This window comes from Bacillus sp. Cr_A10 (assembly GCF_029222665.1).
Lineage (GTDB): Bacteria > Bacillota > Bacilli > Bacillales_A > Planococcaceae > Psychrobacillus.
Window position 1 is genome coordinate 38,358 of record NZ_JARHXR010000021.1, and the last position, 18,374, is coordinate 56,731.

General features: G+C 36.5%; 17 protein-coding genes and 1 riboswitch. Of the genes, 7 read left to right on the plus strand and 10 right to left on the minus strand.

Annotated features, from left to right (window positions below; translation table 11 throughout):
• Positions 1–8: 8 nt before the first annotated feature.
• The 4 genes from P2Q73_RS18365 to motA all read right to left on the minus strand — a co-directional run bounded on the left by P2Q73_RS18365 (position 9) and on the right by motA (position 4,432).
• Complete coding sequence (locus P2Q73_RS18365; RefSeq protein WP_275789847.1) at positions 9–920, minus strand: pseudouridine-5'-phosphate glycosidase; 912 nt, start codon at positions 918–920, stop codon at positions 9–11.
• Positions 917–2,017, minus strand: coding sequence for a PfkB family carbohydrate kinase (locus P2Q73_RS18370; protein WP_056833245.1), 1,101 nt, complete (start codon positions 2,015–2,017; stop codon positions 917–919). The genes P2Q73_RS18365 and P2Q73_RS18370 overlap by 4 nt, the downstream gene beginning before the upstream one ends.
• An 860-nt stretch (positions 2,018–2,877) precedes the next feature.
• The gene (gene motB, locus P2Q73_RS18375; protein ID WP_056833243.1) at positions 2,878–3,645 is read right to left on the minus strand and encodes a flagellar motor protein MotB; all 768 of its coding nucleotides are present in this window, start codon (positions 3,643–3,645) and stop codon (positions 2,878–2,880) included.
• Positions 3,629–4,432, minus strand: a complete 804-nt coding sequence (gene motA / locus P2Q73_RS18380) for a flagellar motor stator protein MotA (RefSeq protein ID WP_053592001.1) — start codon at positions 4,430–4,432, stop codon at positions 3,629–3,631. The genes motB and motA overlap by 17 nt, the downstream gene beginning before the upstream one ends.
• Before the next feature lie 191 nt (positions 4,433–4,623).
• On the opposite strand from motA, the gene P2Q73_RS18385 reads away from it, so the two are divergent.
• The 4 genes from P2Q73_RS18385 to P2Q73_RS18400 all read left to right on the plus strand — a co-directional run bounded on the left by P2Q73_RS18385 (position 4,624) and on the right by P2Q73_RS18400 (position 8,188).
• Positions 4,624–5,856: an aminopeptidase gene (locus P2Q73_RS18385; RefSeq protein WP_056833241.1), complete on the plus strand. Its 1,233-nt coding sequence runs from the start codon at positions 4,624–4,626 to the stop codon at positions 5,854–5,856.
• A gap of 91 nt (positions 5,857–5,947) precedes the next feature.
• Positions 5,948–6,082, plus strand: coding sequence for a hypothetical protein (locus tag P2Q73_RS18390; protein WP_256363939.1), 135 nt, complete (start codon positions 5,948–5,950; stop codon positions 6,080–6,082).
• A 267-nt stretch (positions 6,083–6,349) separates the two neighbouring features.
• A complete protein-coding gene (mreBH, locus tag P2Q73_RS18395) occupies positions 6,350–7,357 on the plus strand; it encodes a rod-share determining protein MreBH (RefSeq protein WP_053591999.1) in 1,008 nt (335 codons plus the stop codon).
• A gap of 261 nt (positions 7,358–7,618) precedes the next feature.
• On the plus strand, positions 7,619–8,188 hold the full coding sequence (locus P2Q73_RS18400; RefSeq protein ID WP_056833239.1) for a beta-class carbonic anhydrase: 570 nt from the start codon (positions 7,619–7,621) through the stop codon (positions 8,186–8,188).
• Between the two features lie 100 nt (positions 8,189–8,288).
• Here P2Q73_RS18400 and P2Q73_RS18405 read toward each other — a convergent pair whose 3' ends face one another.
• Together P2Q73_RS18405 and P2Q73_RS18410 are read right to left on the minus strand one after the other, a co-directional pair.
• Positions 8,289–8,834, minus strand: coding sequence for a GNAT family N-acetyltransferase (locus tag P2Q73_RS18405; RefSeq protein ID WP_053591997.1), 546 nt, complete (start codon positions 8,832–8,834; stop codon positions 8,289–8,291).
• 6 nt (positions 8,835–8,840) lie between these two features.
• Positions 8,841–10,643, minus strand: coding sequence for a M3 family oligoendopeptidase (locus P2Q73_RS18410; RefSeq protein WP_275789857.1), 1,803 nt, complete (start codon positions 10,641–10,643; stop codon positions 8,841–8,843).
• 152 nt (positions 10,644–10,795) lie between these two features.
• Here P2Q73_RS18410 and P2Q73_RS18415 point away from each other — a divergent pair, with 152 nt between their 5' ends.
• On the plus strand, positions 10,796–11,524 hold the full coding sequence (locus P2Q73_RS18415; protein WP_053591995.1) for a TspO/MBR family protein: 729 nt from the start codon (positions 10,796–10,798) through the stop codon (positions 11,522–11,524).
• 30 nt (positions 11,525–11,554) lie between these two features.
• On the opposite strand, the gene map is transcribed toward P2Q73_RS18415, so the two are convergent.
• Positions 11,555–12,304, minus strand: coding sequence for a type I methionyl aminopeptidase (map, locus tag P2Q73_RS18420; RefSeq protein WP_053591994.1), 750 nt, complete (start codon positions 12,302–12,304; stop codon positions 11,555–11,557).
• Positions 12,305–12,474: 170 nt separating this feature from the next.
• Positions 12,475–13,056, minus strand: a complete 582-nt coding sequence (gene thiT / locus P2Q73_RS18425) for an energy-coupled thiamine transporter ThiT (RefSeq protein WP_275789861.1) — start codon at positions 13,054–13,056, stop codon at positions 12,475–12,477.
• Between the two features lie 62 nt (positions 13,057–13,118).
• Positions 13,119–13,210: riboswitch (TPP riboswitch) on the minus strand.
• Positions 13,211–13,798: 588 nt separating this feature from the next.
• Here thiT and P2Q73_RS18430 point away from each other — a divergent pair.
• The gene (locus P2Q73_RS18430; protein WP_275789862.1) at positions 13,799–14,866 is read left to right on the plus strand and encodes a M20 family metallopeptidase; all 1,068 of its coding nucleotides are present in this window, start codon (positions 13,799–13,801) and stop codon (positions 14,864–14,866) included.
• Positions 14,867–14,923: 57 nt separating this feature from the next.
• Entirely contained in the window at positions 14,924–15,259 is a 336-nt protein-coding gene (locus P2Q73_RS20355) for a magnetosome magnetite crystal formation protein family (RefSeq protein ID WP_056833229.1), read from the plus strand.
• Between the two features lie 1,000 nt (positions 15,260–16,259).
• On the opposite strand, the gene P2Q73_RS18440 is transcribed toward P2Q73_RS20355, so the two are convergent.
• A complete protein-coding gene (locus tag P2Q73_RS18440) occupies positions 16,260–17,129 on the minus strand; it encodes an SGNH/GDSL hydrolase family protein (protein ID WP_275789865.1) in 870 nt (289 codons plus the stop codon).
• Between the two features lie 13 nt (positions 17,130–17,142).
• Positions 17,143–18,372 carry an aminopeptidase gene (locus P2Q73_RS18445; protein WP_275789868.1) on the minus strand — a complete coding sequence of 410 codons (1,230 nt, stop codon included), beginning with the start codon at positions 18,370–18,372 and terminating at the stop codon, positions 17,143–17,145.
• Positions 18,373–18,374: the final 2 nt, after the last annotated feature.

Here is an 18,374-nt window from a genome sequence, read left to right on the forward strand (position 1 = left end):
TCTTTATTTTAAAGATTATTCAATTCAACTGCGATCTTCGCTCCAACTTTTGCATTGTTATAAACAAGTGCAATATTCGACTCTAAGCTTTTACCTTCTGTTAATTCTTTTACTTTTCCAAGTAAGAATGGTGTTACGTCTTTCCCTTTAATACCATTTTCTTCTGCTTCTGTTAAAGCTTTTTCAATGATATTGGTAATATACGCTTCGTCCAAAGAATCTGCTGCTGGGATTGGATTCGCAATGATTGCTCCTCCATTTAACCCTAATTCCCATTTCACTTTTAGCATTTCTGCTACTTCCTTCGGCTCATCCAAACGGAAGTTTGAATTGAATGCACTTGTTGCGGAATAAAATGCTGGAAACTTGTCCGTTTGGTAACCTACAACAGGAACCCCTTTAGTCTCTAAATATTCAAGTGTTAGTCCAATATCCAAAATAGATTTTGCTCCTGCACATACAACCGCAACATTCGTAGAAGCTAGTTCTTCCAAATCCGCAGAAATGTCCATTGTTGTTTCAGCACCTCTGTGCACTCCACCAATGCCACCAGTAACAAACATTTTAATACCCGCTAGCTCAGCACAGATCATTGTTGTAGCAACAGTTGTCGCTCCGATTTCTCCCGAAGCTATCACGTAAGGAAGATCTCTTCGTGATGTTTTTCGTGCATTGCTACTAGTACCTAAAGTTTCTAATTCCGCATCGGATAGTCCAATTTTGATTTTACCTTCCATTATTGCAATTGTGGCAGGAACTGCACCATTATCACGAATAATCTGTTCTACAGTTCTAGCCATTTCAACGTTTTGTGGGTAAGGCATACCATGTGAAATAATAGTTGATTCTAAAGCAACAATAGCTTTGCCTGCTGACATTCCTTCTTCTACTTCTTTTGAAAATGTTAAAAATTCTCTCATGATAAATATTCCTCCAATTCATTATTTAAAATTACATTTGAAAGCTCTGTTCGAACTGTTTCAGGAGATTGTAATGTTTTACTTGCATTGACCATTCCTGCATTCAATGCTGACTCCATTGTTAATCCTTCCAACCAAGCATGAATCGTACCAGAAACAAAAGCATCTCCAGCGCCAGTGACGTCAACAACTTCGCTCACTTCTATCGCGGGTACGATTATCCCATCGTTAGAACTACTAGCATACATAACTCCTTTGTTACCTTGAGTGATAACAACATGTTTAATACCCTTCTGCACAAAAATTTGAGCAGCTTGTTTCCATGTCTCTTGATCAGTTATCTCCATTTGTAAATAGGCTTCCGACTCATCCTTATTCAGAATAAGTAATTCTATTCCTTCTAATTCATCTGGCATTCTCTCCATTTTAGGAGATGAGACCGGAATAATGGCTAAAGGAATATTCTTGCCAATCGATAACGTTCGTAAATATTCAATGACTTCCTTTGGACAATTCATATCTACAATTATTAATTGAGCGTTTGTGAGATAAGCTTCTTGTCTTTTTATATATTCTACGGATAATTCATCATATATTTCCATATTGGCTAATGCTAATAGCATTTCACCTTCATTATCTAATATGGCTGAATACGTTCCCGTTGAATAGTTGGCAAGTTTCTCTACTGAAAATAGGTTCATCCAATGACTAGATGCTTTTTCAATAATTTGATATTCCATATCATTGCCGACTACAGATAATAATCGAACACTATGCCCAAGTCTACCTATGTTTTCAGCGATATTTCTTGCTACCCCTCCAACACTTTGCATGCTTATTGTCGGATTAGAAGTACCCATCTGTAATTTACTTTTCACTATATATTTTCGGTCTACATTAGCACCTCCAATACAAATAACCTCTTTGTTTTCAGGAATAATATATGCTCTCCCTGTGATTTTCCCATTTTTAATTAATTGAGAAATCGTATTTGCTACTGCAGGTCTAGACATCTGAAGATTATCAGCTATTTCTTGTTGAGATGCGTAAGGATTATTTTTAAGGTACTGAAAAACTTGAAGTTCCTTCTGTTGCATATTTCAACCCTCCCTCAAATACAAACTTTTGTTTTAATTATAAACTTTTGTTTGAAAAAGTCAAAACAAAAACTGACAACTTAATAAAAAAGTTGTCAGCTAGATTTTAGACAAAAGTCAGATGGCTAATTGACCTCGCTAATTATTTTGATTTTTTGTCCCCATTTTCTATATACTCAAGATTATTCTTCTAGAGTATATATGAACGACAAGTTGTTCATATACTCTATTTTTATTTTGAACCCGTTCATTTCCGTTCCAGGCGTACGCGTTCCGCCGGCATGGCTTCAGCCGCTTCCCTTGCTCCTGCGCAAGCTCGTCGCAAAAAAACGATGCTCCTGCGCGAGCTCGTCGCAAAAATTAATTTCGCTACGCTCAGTCCAAGGTCTTCAGCTCATGCACCTGACGCTTCGCTTTGGGTGCAGAAAACATTTGCTATTCCGGCTGGAGTCGCCGCCTTCCACTCCAATCAACTATTTTCCGCTTTTCAATTAGAAAACCATCATGCCATTAATAGAGCAAGTTTTATCACTTCAAATAGTATTTATTGAAAATCGTTGAAAAAGGCGACACTCCTGCGGGAATAGCGTTAGCCGAAGACCCCACAGTTGAGAGGAAGGCAATCTAAGTTCGCCGCATCCTGCGGCAACGATTTCATGACCAACATCGTGTTGGCCTAGGATGCTAAGGCAACGCCCGCGGAAAGGGAGTCGTTTCAACGATTTTCTTATTTATCGGAGGAAAAAAATAAAATCGAGTTTGTCTACAATCCCAAACTGACAACTTAATATAATAAAGTTGTAAGCTTTGATTAGTCAGATTAACATTCCAAGATGTCACTTCAGGCTTTTCGACCGATATTATTTTGGTTCGTCGTTTAAAGTTCCATCTTCCAATACGCGTGGTTGAATTAAAACTTCTACACGTCTATTTTTTGCCCGACCTTCAGCAGTATCATTTTTTGCTACTGGTTTAAATTCACCATACCCCTTTGCACTAAAATATAGGGGATCAATTGTATTATTATTTACTAAAATCTTCAAAAAATTCACTGAACGCATAACACTTAGTTCCCAGTTAGAAGAAAATTCACTACTGGAAATTGGAACATTATCCGTATGTCCTGTTATGACAACATGTCGAGGGGGATCAAACACTAATAGATCGGATATATCTTCAGCAATTTGGCGATACTGTGGATTTACTTCCGCTTCACCTGTATCAAACAAAATACTATCTCGAATTGTTACTAATAGGCCTTCATCCGTTAATTGTGTAGCGAATTGCTTTTCTAATGCATTCACAGCAATATATTCATCTACACTATCTTGAATCTCTGACAATGCTTGTTGGTCCTCAATGTAAGCCGAACTCTGCTCATTACCATTTGTTTTATTTGGTGTAACCGGTACGTCTAAAGGAGAAGGATTTTCCATTAATCCTACTCCGCCATCAAACACTTGACTAAAAACTTGGGACATCTGCTCCAGTTTTTCCTGATCCACTGTACTAGATGCAAATAAAACGATAAACAAAGCTAACAATAAAGTTAAGATATCCGCATAAGGAAGAAGCCATGATTCACTCATTTCCTCTTCTTCTTTATGTTTCTTATGCTTCTTTGCCAAGGCCAGCCTCCCCGCTTTCATTTAAAACTTTTTTTCGCTCCGACATAGAAAGATATGAAGCTAGCTTTTGTTCGATTACTCGTGGAGAATCTCCTTCTAATACAGAAAGAATACCTTCTAACATCATTGTTTTTTGACGTATTTCTTGCTTAGATTTACGTTTTAATTTATTTGCAAATGGATGCCAAAGAACATACCCAGTAAAAATCCCTAGCAAGGTTGCTATAAAAGCGGCAGAAATGGCGTGCCCTAGTTTTTCTATATCGTTCAAATCACCCAAAGCAGCTATTAATCCAACTACGGCTCCTAGAACCCCTAGAGTAGGTGCATAAGTACCAGCCTGTGAGAAAATATGTGCTCCACCTGCATGTCTTTCTTCCAATGCATCTATCTCTTCCGTTAATACATCACGTATATAATCTGCATTCTGACCATCAATCGCAAGTGTCAAACCATTTTTTAAAAATGGATCTTCTACTTCCGTTGTCTTACTTTCTAATGCAAGCAATCCTTCTCTTCGAGCTAAATCAGCCCAGCTAGAGAACATTTTAATAACCTCATAATCAGGCAATAACTTAGTCTCTTTAAATATAACTCCAAAAAGCTTTGGAACGCGTTTTAACTCATTCATCGGGAAACCTATAACAATTGTAGCGATTGTTCCAAAAATGATAATTAAAATAGCTGCAGGATTAAAAAGAGCAACTAATGGAACCCCTTTTAAAACTATCCCAACTAATAAAGCAACAAATCCTAGTACAAGACCAATTACGGTAGACTTATCCATTCATTTACCCCCACATTCTATATCTGTCATTTATTTCGGCAAATTTATATATTTTTTAATATTAAACTTCCTTTTGCATAATATAATTTCATAAAATATGTACTATCTATGTCTTTTGGCCTGGAATATTTTGTGTTCATACGTCATAAAAACTGATATTATGAAATTAAATACAGAAAGGAAGTCGAAATATGTCATCTTTTAATGAAAACTTAAATAAGTACGCTGCTTTGGCTGTAGAAGTTGGAGTTAATATTCAACCAGGTCAAAATTTATTTATCGCTGCATCAATTGATAGCGTAGAACTCGTTCGATTAATTACGAAAAAAGCATATGAAATTGGCGCTAACCAAGTTTTTGTAGATTTTTCAGACGATGAAATTACACGCTTACGTTATGATTTAGCTCCTAAAGATTCATTTGACATCTTCCCATCATGGAAAGCACAAGAAAAAGAATTATTAGCTGAACAAGGTGCTGCTTTCATGAGCATTATAAGTCAAAGTCCAGATCTTTTAAAAGGAGTGGACACAAATAAAATTGCGGCATTCCAAAAAGCGGCAGGTACTGCATTAAGCAAGTATCGTCAATACACACAATCTGATAAAGTAAGCTGGACAGTTATCGCTTCACCTTCTAAGGCTTGGGCAAGTAAGGTGTTCCCAGAGGTTGCCGAAGAAAAACAAGTTTCTGCTTTATGGGATGCAATTTTTAAAGCGGTACGTGCAGATTTAGAGAATCCAGTGGAAGCTTGGAAAGAGCATGACGAATTACTTCATACTAAAGTAGATTACTTAAATGATAAGAACTATAAAAAACTACACTATACAGCACCAGGGACAGATTTAACGATCGAGCTTCCAAAAGGTCATCTATGGTGTGGAGCTAGTAGTGTAAATGAAAAAGGAAACGATTTCATGGCAAATATGCCTACAGAAGAAGTTTTCACAGTTCCTTTAAAAACTGGAGTAGACGGGTACGTAGCTAGTACAAAACCTTTAAGTTACGGAGGAAATATCATTGATAATTTCACAGTAACATTTGAAAAAGGTCGTATTGTGAAAGTGGAAGCTGAACAAGGTCAAACTGTGTTAGAGAATCTTGTTGCGACAGACGAAGGCTCTCACTATTTAGGAGAAGTAGCGTTAGTCCCACATGATTCACCTATTTCTAATTCAAACTTATTATTCTATAACACGTTATTTGACGAAAATGCTTCTAACCACTTAGCAATCGGAAGTGCATATGCATTTTGCATAGAGGGTGGTAAGAAAATGAGTCGAGAAGAACTTGCACAAAACGGACTGAATGAAAGTATTACTCATGTAGACTTCATGATTGGATCAGAAAAAATGAATATCGACGGAATCAAAGAAGATGGAACGATTGAACCAATCTTCCGCAATGGAAATTGGGCTTTTTAATCTACCTAACTAAATTTCTATAATATTCTACTTACTTTTTATACTATTATAAGTTATAATGATAATATCATGACTAGTGAGGTGTTTAATAATGGGCTTATTCACAGTTACAGTTCTTGGAGTTGCTGGTGGTATAGGAGTAGTAGGCTACGTAATTCTTAGCTACTTTGCAAAAGCAATGAACTCACATGATTCAATTACAGTTGATCCAAAACCTTCAAAATAATTCAAACAACCGCAATTATATTGCGGTTGTTTTTTTATGGGTGAATAGTTTAAAGTTGATACTATTTCTCTTTTTCTTTTCATTTTCAATACAACTTTATGTCAAATCAATGACCAACAAGGTCTATCTATTTATTTTAAACAAAACTAACAGGATAAACGCACTATTATCTTTTGAAACAATTGTAAACTTCCAAAAAGTAACAAATGGCAATCCCTCCTTTATCCTTTATACTATATAAGTATGATTGAATGGGAGGTTTAATATATGTTTTCAAATACTCATATTGGAATAGATTTAGGAACAGCAAATACATTAGTATATACAAAAAGCAAAGGCTTACTTTTAAATGAACCGACTGTTGTCGCAATAAACACTAAAACAAAAGAAATTATCGCATTTGGTGAGAAAGCAAAACAAATGATCGGTAAAACCCCAGCTTCTATTGAAGTTATTCGACCTTTAAAAGATGGTGTCATTGCGGATTTTGATGTTACGACAGAATTATTAAAACTGATAATGCAAAAAGCTGGCAAGAAGCTAGGCACTGCTTTAAGAAAACCGACTGTTATTGTTTGTACCCCTTCTGGTGCTACATCCGTTGAACGCAGAGCAATCCAAGATGCGGTTAGACAAAGTGGAGCAAAAGAGGTCCAACTGATGGAAGAGCCGGTAGCTGCAGCAATTGGTGCAGGACTTCCTGTAAATGAACCAGTTGCAAGCATGGTGGTTGATATTGGTGGTGGTACTACAGAGGTTGGAATTATCTCATTTGGTGGAGTTGTTGCTTCGAACACTGTAAAAGCTGCTGGAGATAAAATGGATGAAGCTATTATCAATTTTATTCGTAAAGAATATAATATTTTAATTGGAGAACCAACTGCTGAAGAAATTAAGAAAACAATCGGACATGCATTGGTGCCACATTCAGTAGAACAAATGGATGTAAGAGGAAGAGATGTTGTTACAGGCTTACCAAAAACAATACATCTTTCATCTACACAGATTCAGGGAGTTTTAGCAGAATCACTGGAAACTATTTTAGAAACTATTAGGGCTACATTAGAAATTTGTCCTCCTGAGTTGGCTGGTGATATTGTAGATCATGGCGTTGTATTAACAGGTGGAGGCGCTCTATTAAAAGATATGAAAGAGTGGCTTTCAACAGTTATTGAAGTACCTGTTCATATTGCCCCTGAACCTCTACAATCAGTAGCTATCGGTACAGGAAAATCATTTTTTATCTCTGAGAGAAAACAAAGAGTAGCAAAATAAAAAATTGGCGCTGTTAACATACAAGTTGTCATTGACGAAATTTCGCTCGCTTTCCACAGAAGTCTCGCTAATTTTCACGACAATAAAAATGACAATCATATTAATAGTGCCAAATAATAAAAAATGCCACTCAAGTTCTCTCTCCTGAGTGGTTTTTTTCATGAAAATTTATTAATAGTTATTACACTAAAATACATAATAGAGGAAATATCAATTACTTTCATATAAAATAATAATGTAGAAAATTGAAAGGGGAATTACATGCCTAGTTTAAAAGAAATATTATCTTACAATGAATCCTTTGTACAAAATAAGTTGTATGAACCATTTTTAACGACAAAATTTCCAAATAAACGAATTGTAATATTAACATGTATGGACACAAGGCTCGTAGAAATGCTTCCTAAATCCATGAACTTTAAAAACGGTGATGTTAAAATTGTAAAAAGTGCTGGCGCTGTTATAAACCATCCGTTTGGTGGCATCATGCGCAGTCTAATCGTAGCAGTTTATGAACTTCAAGCGGACGAAATATACGTTATTGGTCACTATGATTGCGGTATGAGTGCTATTCAAACAGATAAAATCATCGGCAAAATGACTACAAGAGGTATAGATCCAAAAATATTTGATGTATTGAAGAATTCCGGGGTAGAAGTAGAAAAATGGTTAGAAGGTTTTTCTGATGTTAAAGACAGTGTTTTACATAGCGTCGATATGATTAGAAATCACCCACTAATGCTAGGTAGCGTACCTGTTCATGGGCTCATCATTGATCCTAATACTGGTAGATTAGATTTAGTGAAAGATGGCAATCTCGACGTAAAATAGAATATTTCCCGGGAAATCGACAAAAGCTGGTTATCCATCAATTGATGAATAACCAGCTTTTCGTTTTGGAAAGAATTTTTTTATAAATACTCTTACCCTTTCAGAAGTCCTCACTAATGCATGCATAAATATAATGATCTTCCCACTTCCCATTAATATAGAGAAGACTTCGAAGTAATCCTTCTCGATGAAATGCATTGTTCTCCAAGACTTTAATTGACCCAAGATTTCTAGGTGATACATAAGCTTCTATACGATTCAAATGAGCATGTTCAAACCCAAACAATTTAACAAGGTGTACAGCTTCCGATGCAATACCTTTACCCGTTAAATTTTCGTCTATTGAATAGCCGATTAGTCCACTAGAAAAAGGCATTCTTTTTAAGCTATACAATGAAATACTACCTATCATCCGATCGGTATCATGTTGAAATACCCCAAAGCTGAATTCTCTTTTTTCATTCATTAATAATAGCGACTCTCGAATTTTCTCTCTTTGCACAGAGGTTGTATAATAATCATCTCGATGCAATGGTTCATATACAGCCCAATATTTTTTGTTTCTATAAACAAGATCTGCAAGATTGGGTGCGTCCTTTACATTTAATGTCCGTAAATAACATCTGTCACCTTCTAAATAGATCAAACATCGTCACCCTTTTGCATTAGTTAATTGAATGAACTCGTTTACATCTTGAATGCAAAGATTAATCCCTTTAATCCAAAATTCCTCTTCAGTAATATCTTCACCAAGATGCTTCATCGCTAAATCCTCTACTGACATTACGGCAGTATCTTGAAGAAGTGCAATATATTTTTCTTCAAAATTTGCACCTTCGTTAATTGCTTTCGCATATATACTTAATGAAAATAAATAACCAAATGTGTATGGGAAGTTATAAAAAGGTACCCCTGTAATATAGAAATGCAATTTAGAAGCCCAGAAATGAGGATGTGTTGTTTCTAGTGCCTCACCGTATGCTTCTTTTTGAGCAATTTCCATCAACTCATTTAATCTTGTAGCTGAAACGATCCCATTTTTACGTTCCTCATAAAATCTTGTTTCAAATAAGAAGCGAGCATGAATATTCATAAAGAAAGCAACACTTCTTTGGATTTTATCCTCTAGTAAAGCAATCTTTTCATCGTTCGTTTTTGCTTCTTTTACCGCTGCGTCTGCTACAATCATTTCCGCAAAAGTAGATGCCGTTTCCGCTACCCCCATTGCGTACTGGCGATTCATCCAATGTACTGGTCTTAAAGCATATGAATGAAAAGCATGTCCCAATTCATGTGCAAGTGTAGAAACATTGGACATAGTTCCACTGTACGTCATGAAAATACGGGATTCTTCTGAAACCGGCATTCCTGTACAAAACCCTCCTGGGCGCTTGTTTGGGCGGTCTTCTGCTTCAATCCACCCTTTTTCAAAGGCATTTCTTGAAAAGGATTCTAATTTTGGTCCAAACTCTTTAAAATGCTTTAATATAAATTCTGCACCTTGTTGGTAATCCATTTTCTCGGTTGAAGCACTTACCGGTGCATCCAAATCATACCAATGCATACCTTCTTTTCCTAGCATTGTCGATTTTACATTTAAATATTCGACGAAAGGAGCTTTATTTTTGGAAATAGCACCCCACATCGCATCTAATGTCTCCTGCTTCATACGATTTATCTCAAGTGGTTCTTGTAGCACAGATTCCCAGCCTCTTTTTTCATAAATAGACAAACGGAAACCTGCTAAATGATTTAAAGTTTTAGCAAAAAATTCTTCTTTCTCTGTCCAAGCTGCTTCTAATACTTCAAATGCTTCTTTACGTGTAGTAGCATCTTCGTGAGAGCTTAAGTTATTAGCTTGACCTACTGAAAGTTCTTTTTCTACTCCATCCACTTTAACTTTTACTCTAATATCCCCTACCAACAAATCATATAGCTGCCCCCATGCATGGTAGCCATCTACACCAAGGGCTGTAATCATAGACTCTTCTTTTTCAGAAAGCATTCTCTTTGCTTCTTCTCTCCACTCATTTAGAACAAAAGAAAATTCGAGTAATTCATCTGTTTTTATTAATTCTGCCCATACCTCATCTGGTGTCTTGCTGATCGTTTGTTGTATGCCTAACAGCAAGGAAGAAAACTTTGCATAGATACTTCCTATCTCTCCTTCCAAAAGAGAAGCTTTTTTATCTGTAGTGTCTTGTGCTTGAAAGCAACCAATAACTGCTCCAGCTTGAGATAAGTTAGTCGCAATGTCCTTTAATTCATCAATGATACTAACGATTTTACTTGCTTCCTGAACTGATGTCGGAGTGGTAAAACTTTCTAATCTTTCTCCAAAATCCTTTAATTTTTCTTTCACTTGATCTAAATGGTTTCGTAACTCTTTAGATTCACTTCCACCTTCAAAGAACACATCTAAATCCCATGTAATTGGATATACTACTTCTCTCATTATTTTTCCCCCTTAAAAATTCATACTAGTTCGAATTATATTATATCATGATTTTTATGTTCCGTTTATTCTGTATTTGCCATGAAACATTCACAAATCAATTTGTCGCAATAAAATTTCAAAGGTATACTATAATAATAGGAGGGATGCGTATGATTAAAATAATCATTTTGATTATAAGCTTGTTCTCTACCATCTTGGTAAATTTACTCGCAAATACTCTACCGATTAATCATCATACAACCGGAGAAATTTCAAATAGACTACCTTCATTATTTACTCCCGCAAGCTACGTATTTCTCATATGGATCCCCATATATTTATTACTAGCATATTGGATTTGGAATAATGTTAAAGAATTTAAAAATGGAGAGTCCATATCCACGATAAGAGTTATATTATTTGTTTGTAGCTCCATTTTAAATATTCTTTGGATTTTCTTGTGGCATTATGAGTTATTTTTATTATCGCTTATAGATATATTTGCTTTATTAGGAGTCTTGTTTTTATTTTATAAAACGTATTCTTCTGAAGAGCAATTATGGATAAAGCGGCTCCCTATTTCTATTTATTTAGGATGGATATTCGTCGCTACATTTGCAAATATCGACTACTATCTTACTTATGTAGAATTTGGTGGTTGGGGCATGACGAAATCACTCTGGGCTGTTATTTTCCTAACAATTGCTACAGCAATTGCTTTACATTTTCGCTACCATTATAATGACCCGACAATCGTGTTAGTCTTTATTTGGGCGTTTTTAGGGATTGCCTGTCGACATATGTTAGATGAATTATTAATAACTGCCGCATCCATTTTTTTAAGCTGTGTACTTATAGTAGGAATATTATTTATAAAAAAAATGCCTCAGAAATCATAATTTCCGAGGCATTTTACTATTTAATTTTTCTTAATCTAATTTTGTTAATAAAAGCGGGCCCTCTTTTGTTACGACAATCGTATGCTCAATTTGGGCAACTAACGATTTGTCTGGTGTCACGAATGTCCAACCATCTCCTGATTCCACTATATGTTCAGCTTTTTGAGAAATAAATGGCTCTACTGCTAGCACCATACCTTCTTTTAAAATTGTCGGATCCCAAGCATCATAATAATTGAGCACGTGCTGCGGAGCTTCATGCAGTGATTTACCAATTCCATGACCAGTAAGATTCATAATGACGTGCAAACCATTTTCTTTTGCTTCTCTTTCAACCGCTTTTCCAATTTGATTCAATTTAGAACCGACTTTTACTTTTAACATTGCCCGGTTAAATGCGCTTTCTGCCACTGCACATAACTTTTCTTTCTCCTCATAACCTTCACCAACAACAAAGGAAATACCTGTGTCAGCAAAATAACCATCACATGAGCCTGATACGTCAATATTGACAACATCACCATCTTTAATGATACGGGAACCTGGAATACCGTGAGCAACCTCTTCATTAACACTTATACAAGTGTATCCTGGGAAATCATACTCACCCATTGGACCTGAAATTGCTCCGTGCTCATTGAAGAGCTTACCACCAATTTCATCCAGTTCCTTTGTTGTAATACCTGGCTTCGTTGCAGCTCTCATTGCATCCCGAATTTCAGCAACAATACGACCTATTTTTTTTAAAGCTTCTAATTCTTCATTTGTTTGTACAATCATCTTTATAAGATCCCTTCTCATATCTAATGCGCCCCGGAGTATTTGCGTCTAGATATTATATCATGACGAACGATTAAGTCCCTATCCAAAAATCTGTGACGTCCACCGAAGGCTTAACCTGTATTAGCATATTCTAAAACTGGTTAAACTGTACAACAATCATATCATATTTATGCTTTATTCGGCAGTATAAGGCGAGGAGCCTTTAGGAATAGTATCATACAAACGAATGCTGCTAGTAAAAATACTGGAATCATATAAGTAGAATTATAGATTAATGAATAAAGGATAACGTTTTGATCGCCAGCAAATTCACCAAAAAACAGAATACCAGAAGTCACATGTGCAAGATAGCGAAGAAATGCTGCAATAAAAGCTCCAATAATTACCGCAGTAGCCATTTTCATTTTATCTTTGTTTTCATATGCCTTTAAAAAGGCAGGTCTAAGTAATCCTGCAAATCCTGCTACCATGAAAGCAATAAAATAATCAATTCCCACTTGTAGAATGACAACTTCCAATGATAATGGTGCTGCATAAAAACGGCCTGTTACTACTTGCAGCATTCCTATTAAAAATCCTGTTATAATGCCTGCGACTATCCCACGACGAAATGCTATTAAAATTACAGGAACAAGCACAAATGTGACTGTACCACCTTGTGGCATACCAAATCCTATAATATCCAAAATATATCCAAGAGCCGCAAAAATTGCGATTTCCACTAACAATAAAACGCGTTGATTTTTCATAGTAATCTCCTTTTTCGACCACAAAAAAACGACGTCGGGATAGACCCAGACATCGCGCGATTGTCAGTTTCCATCCACATCCCTACGCAAGCATGAACTTACAGGTTCGAAGGGTACTATCTCAGCCGCATAAGCGACGCCCCTTGTGGTGATAAATTATTTAGTTCGAGTTCATTGTAGCCCAATGAAATAAGTTATGCAACCCCCCACTGTACATTGTGAGGGCACTGAAAAAGTCCTCCATGAGATTTTATAACAATATGTGAACGACAAGTTGGTCACATATTCGTTTTTATTTTGGATCCGTTAGTTTACGTTCCAGGCGGACGCGTTCCGCCGGCATGGCTTCAGCCGCTTCCCTCGCTATGCTCAGTCCAGGGTCTTCACCTCATGCTATTCCGGCTGGAGTCGCCGCCTTCCACTCCAATCAACTTTTATCCGCTTTTCAATTAGAAAACCATCATGCTATTAATAGAGCAAGTTTTTATCACTTAAATCTTTTCAATTAGTATTTATAGAAAAATCGTTGAAAAAGGCGACACTCCTGCGGGAAAAGCGTTAGCCGAAGACCCCGCAGCGCAGCGAGGAGGCTAAGGCAACGCCAGCGGAAAGGGAGCCGTTTCAACGATTTTCTTATTTATCGGACGACATTATTTAGTAAAATTAAATTCTAAGTACTTCTTCAGTGACCTCGTACATTGTTATAATTATGAAAATAGTATATGTAAATGGAGGTTCATGCATGATAGATTTATTGAAAGACTTAATTCGTATAAAAAGTGATGATGTGGATGGAGCAAATGAAGCACTTTTATTTTGTCAAAATTGGCTGGAAGAAAAGGGAATTGGTACAACTTTACATCAAAAAAATTCAAAGCTTATGCTTGTATCAGAAATCGGCGTTGGAAAGGAATGCATCATTTGGAATGGCCATGTTGATGTGGTTCCTGGCAACAAAGAGCAGTTTAATCCTTTTATAGAAGGTGACAAATTATTTGGTCGTGGCTCTGCAGACATGAAAGCGGGAGTTGCTGCTATGATGCAAGCATTCTATGAACTTTCAAAAGCGTCAGATCAACTAACGAAGAGAGTCCAACTACATATTGTTACCGATGAGGAAACAAATGGAGAAACGTCCGAGTATTTAGTTGAACAAGGATATCATGGTGATTTCGTTATTTGCGGAGAACCAACTCACCTTCATATTGGCCTCCAAGCAAAAGGAATTGTCCAAATGGATATTAAAATGAAAGGCAAATCCAGTCATGGCAGTCGTCCTTGGGAAGGTATAAATGCAATAGAAGAAGCAATTGCTTTAGATAAAGAAATTCGACAACTCTCTTTTTTAACTGCTAGTAATAAATTTTATGATTATCCTTCTTTAAACTTGGCTAAAATACATGCAGGTGAAAGATACAATATCGTTCCAGATGAGTGTATCATAAGCTACGATATTCGCTATGTGCCTGGACAAGACCCTGCAGAGATAATTCAAGAAATAACAGATGTTGCGCACAAACATTTCCCTGGAAATGAAGTGCTCATTTATGCCTCTGAGCCAGCGGTCACAACTAACGACAATAATCCCTATATTATTCAGCTACAATCCGAAACTACTATAAAAACAGGACGAGATACTAACTTATTTGGACAACACGGATCAGCGGATACCCGTTTCTATGCAAAAAATGGAGCAGGAGCTGTAGAGTTTGGTCCGTCAGGAGCGGATTGGCATGGAGAAAAAGAGTATGTCTCTATTTCATCCGTAGAAACATATAAAGATATTTTAGTCTCCTTTGCCAAAAGTTGAAACTAATTATGTAAAGAGACGTATATTAGATATCTAATCGGAAAGGAGTGTATTCAAATAGAAAACAACCGAATTTTATCTGCACTGTCTTATTTTAGTGTATTGTTTGCGCCTTTTATACTTCCGATTATTGTATTTTTTGTTTCTCAGGATACCGAAGTGAAACATCATGCGAAACGTTCGCTAATTTCGCATCTGATACCCTTTGGATTTATGATTATATTGTTTATAGCTCTATTCTCAAGCTTTTTTTCAGTATTTATGAATGCAGCTGTTAATGAGCAATCGCTTTTTATGGCATCAGCACCGTTTTTGTTCATATTATTGTACTTAGTCAGTTATATTATTATCCTTGTATGGAATATTATCCAAGGTGTAAAGGTACTAAGATAATGTTTATACTATCGTTAAAACGGGAAAAGAATTAGTACTAATTAAACTTGGGAGCGATACTAATGAATATAAAAACCATAGCAAAGACTGCAATAAAATGGGCACCTGTAGTCTATCCGATTATTCGTAAATTAATGAAATCAAAAAAGACGATAAAATAAAAAATCTGCTCCCACATAACTTTATGGGAGCAGATTTTATATTAATGCACTAATCTATGCGCATTCGCAATGGGATTAAATAGGTTATAGGTTAAATCGAATTCTACTTATCTATAAGCATTCGCGCTGGCCGCACGTCTGCATGAGCCGTGAAATGTGCTAGCACATTTCGCCTGTCTCATACGGCATGTCTTGGAGGGCACTGAAAAATTAGATAGAATTTCACTTTACTAAATAATGTCGTCCGATAAATAAGAAAATCGTTGAAACGGCTCCCTTTGCGCGGGCGTTGCCTTAGCCTCCTAGGCCAACACGATGTTGGTCATGCAATCGTTGCCGCAAAAGTTCTTTTGCGACGAGCTATGCGCAGGAGCAGGATGCGGCGAACTTAGATTGCCTTCCCCCTCAACTGCGGGGTCTTCGGCTAACGCTTTTCCCGCAGGAGTGTCGCCTTTTTCAACGATTTTCTATAAATACTTGCTCTATTAATGGCATGATGGTTTTCTAATTGAAAAGCGGATAATAGTTGATTTTCGTATCAGGTGGAAAAAGACCCTGGACTGAGCGTAGCGAAATTAATTTTTGCGACGAGCTTGCGCAGGAGCATTGTTTTTTGCGACGAGCTTTGCGCAGGAGCAAGGGAAGCGGCTGAAGCCATGCCGGCGGAACGCGTCCGCCTGGAACGGAATTTAACGGGTCCAAAATAAAAGTCGAGTATGTGAGCGACGTAGGAGCTACTCATCCTGCGGAGAGCTCATACGTCGCGAACAACCGTGTTTCTAATCTCTAAGTACTGAACAGTCAATTTTATTCAAAATTACCCAATAATAGAGACTTTATTATATCAATGGCTTTAATTCCGTAAGTGACAAATAACGATCAAGACCCTCTACTCTTGAAACGGGAGTCTCTGCTTTTTCCTTTTGACTATTAAGGATTTGTTCAAAAGTTAAAGGATTTGGAGCAGGCAATTCCTTTGGATTTACTTGTAAATTCGCATTGTACTTTTTGAAAAAAGCATTAGCCATCAGACGGTATCCTTCCATTGTAGGATGCACATCCGATACATTAGGTAGCAACTCTTTTTCTTTATTAGAAAAATCTTCCTCAACTGATACGTATGTTGCTCCATTGGCCTCCGCTTCCGTTTTTAATATGGAATGCAGTGCATTTAACTCTTTTCTTATACCTACTTTTTGTGTATCTCGTAAATGAGGATAGGAAAAATAGTAACCCAACACATATATCTTTGCGTTTGGTGCAGTCACTTGAACTTCTTTCACAATTGCTTCCATATTTTTGCGTACCATATTTAAGGCATAATTTACTTGAATTTGCTTGTACGAAATTGAACCATTCGCTGCATTTAATTGCACAAGCCTTAGTAAATCATTTGCCCCTGCTGAAATGGTAACAATTGATGCATTTTTAAGTAATTCCTTTGCTTCATTTGTGCGAACTGTTTTTAACACATCAGCTGTTGTATATCCTGAAAATGCAAGTGCCTTCGAATAATAAGCAAGCTGATGAGATCTTTTCAACTCTTGTGCTATTAAATCTGTATAACCAGTATCTATTGATCTGTTCGGAGTTTGGCCGGCAGCTAGAGAATCTCCTAAAGCGATATATACTTCAGCACCATTTGCCTTTACAGAAAAAGACGTGAAAGGAACCACAAGGAGTAAGATTATAACTATCCACTTTTTCATCTAGATTTACTCCTTAAAAAGCCCAAGAACCTTTTTTGAAGATAGGCTCTATTGTACCATCTTCTAATTCTCCCATAATATCCATATCAGCAGAACCAATCATGAAGTCTTCATGAACAATGGAAGTATTGAGCCCTAAGTTTTCAAGCTCACTTGGAGATAATCCACGCGCACCTTCCACACATGTCGGGTAAGCTTCTCCAATAGCAAAATGATTCGAAGCATTTTCATCAAATAGGGTATTAAAAAATAAAACATTAGATGCAGAAATTGGAGATTCATGTGGAACTAGCGCAATTTCCCCTAAATATTTTGCACCCTCATCTGTTTGTGTTAATTCTTTTAAAAGCTCCTCACCAGTAGTTGCTTCAACTTTCGTAATAGCACCGTTTTCAAAAGTTAATGTAAAATTATCTATGACATTCCCTTTATATGCTAGCGGTTTAGTGTTTTTCACATAGCCATTAACTCCTGTTTTTAATGGAGCAGTATAAACTTCTTCTGTAGGCATATTAGCTATAAAAGGAACGGATTGCGCATTTTTACTAGCCCCTGACATCCAAATATGACCTTTTGGTAGTTCCACTTGGATATCTGTTCCTTCTGCTGTGTAATGTAATTTTTTATAACGCTTCGCATTTAATAGTGAAGCACGGCTTTCTAAATTTTCGATATGCTCTTTCCATTGTTGAACCGCTGTTCCTTCACCAATTCTTACTACTTGAAAAATTAAATTCCAAAGAGCTTGCATTTGCTCTTCTGCTTGTAAATCCGGAAATACCTTTGCTGCCCATTTTTCAGAAGGCATCGCAACAATTGACCAAGTAATGACATCATTCATCACTGCTTTTCTATAATTTTCAAGTGCTTTCCCGCTTGCTTTATGGAAGTTTGATATTTTTTCAACCGAAACACCTTCAAGTAAATCTGGATTTTCCGCATCTATCCATAATAAAGCACCTTTGTTTTCAATTAACTCATCTCGTTGCATAGCAGCCCATTTCGGATATTCGTGGAATGCTTCGTCTGGAGCCAAATCATAAAATGATCTTGTATTTGGTCCATCAGAATAATTTACATCTACTCGCTTTGCACCAGCTTCATACGCTTTTTTTACAACAAGTCTGGTAAATTCAATCGTTTCCGTAGTTGTATTAATAAGTAACTGTTGATTTTTTTGAATATTTAAACCTACTTTAACGATAAGCTCAGCGTATTCCTCTAATTTTTGTTGAAAATTCATTG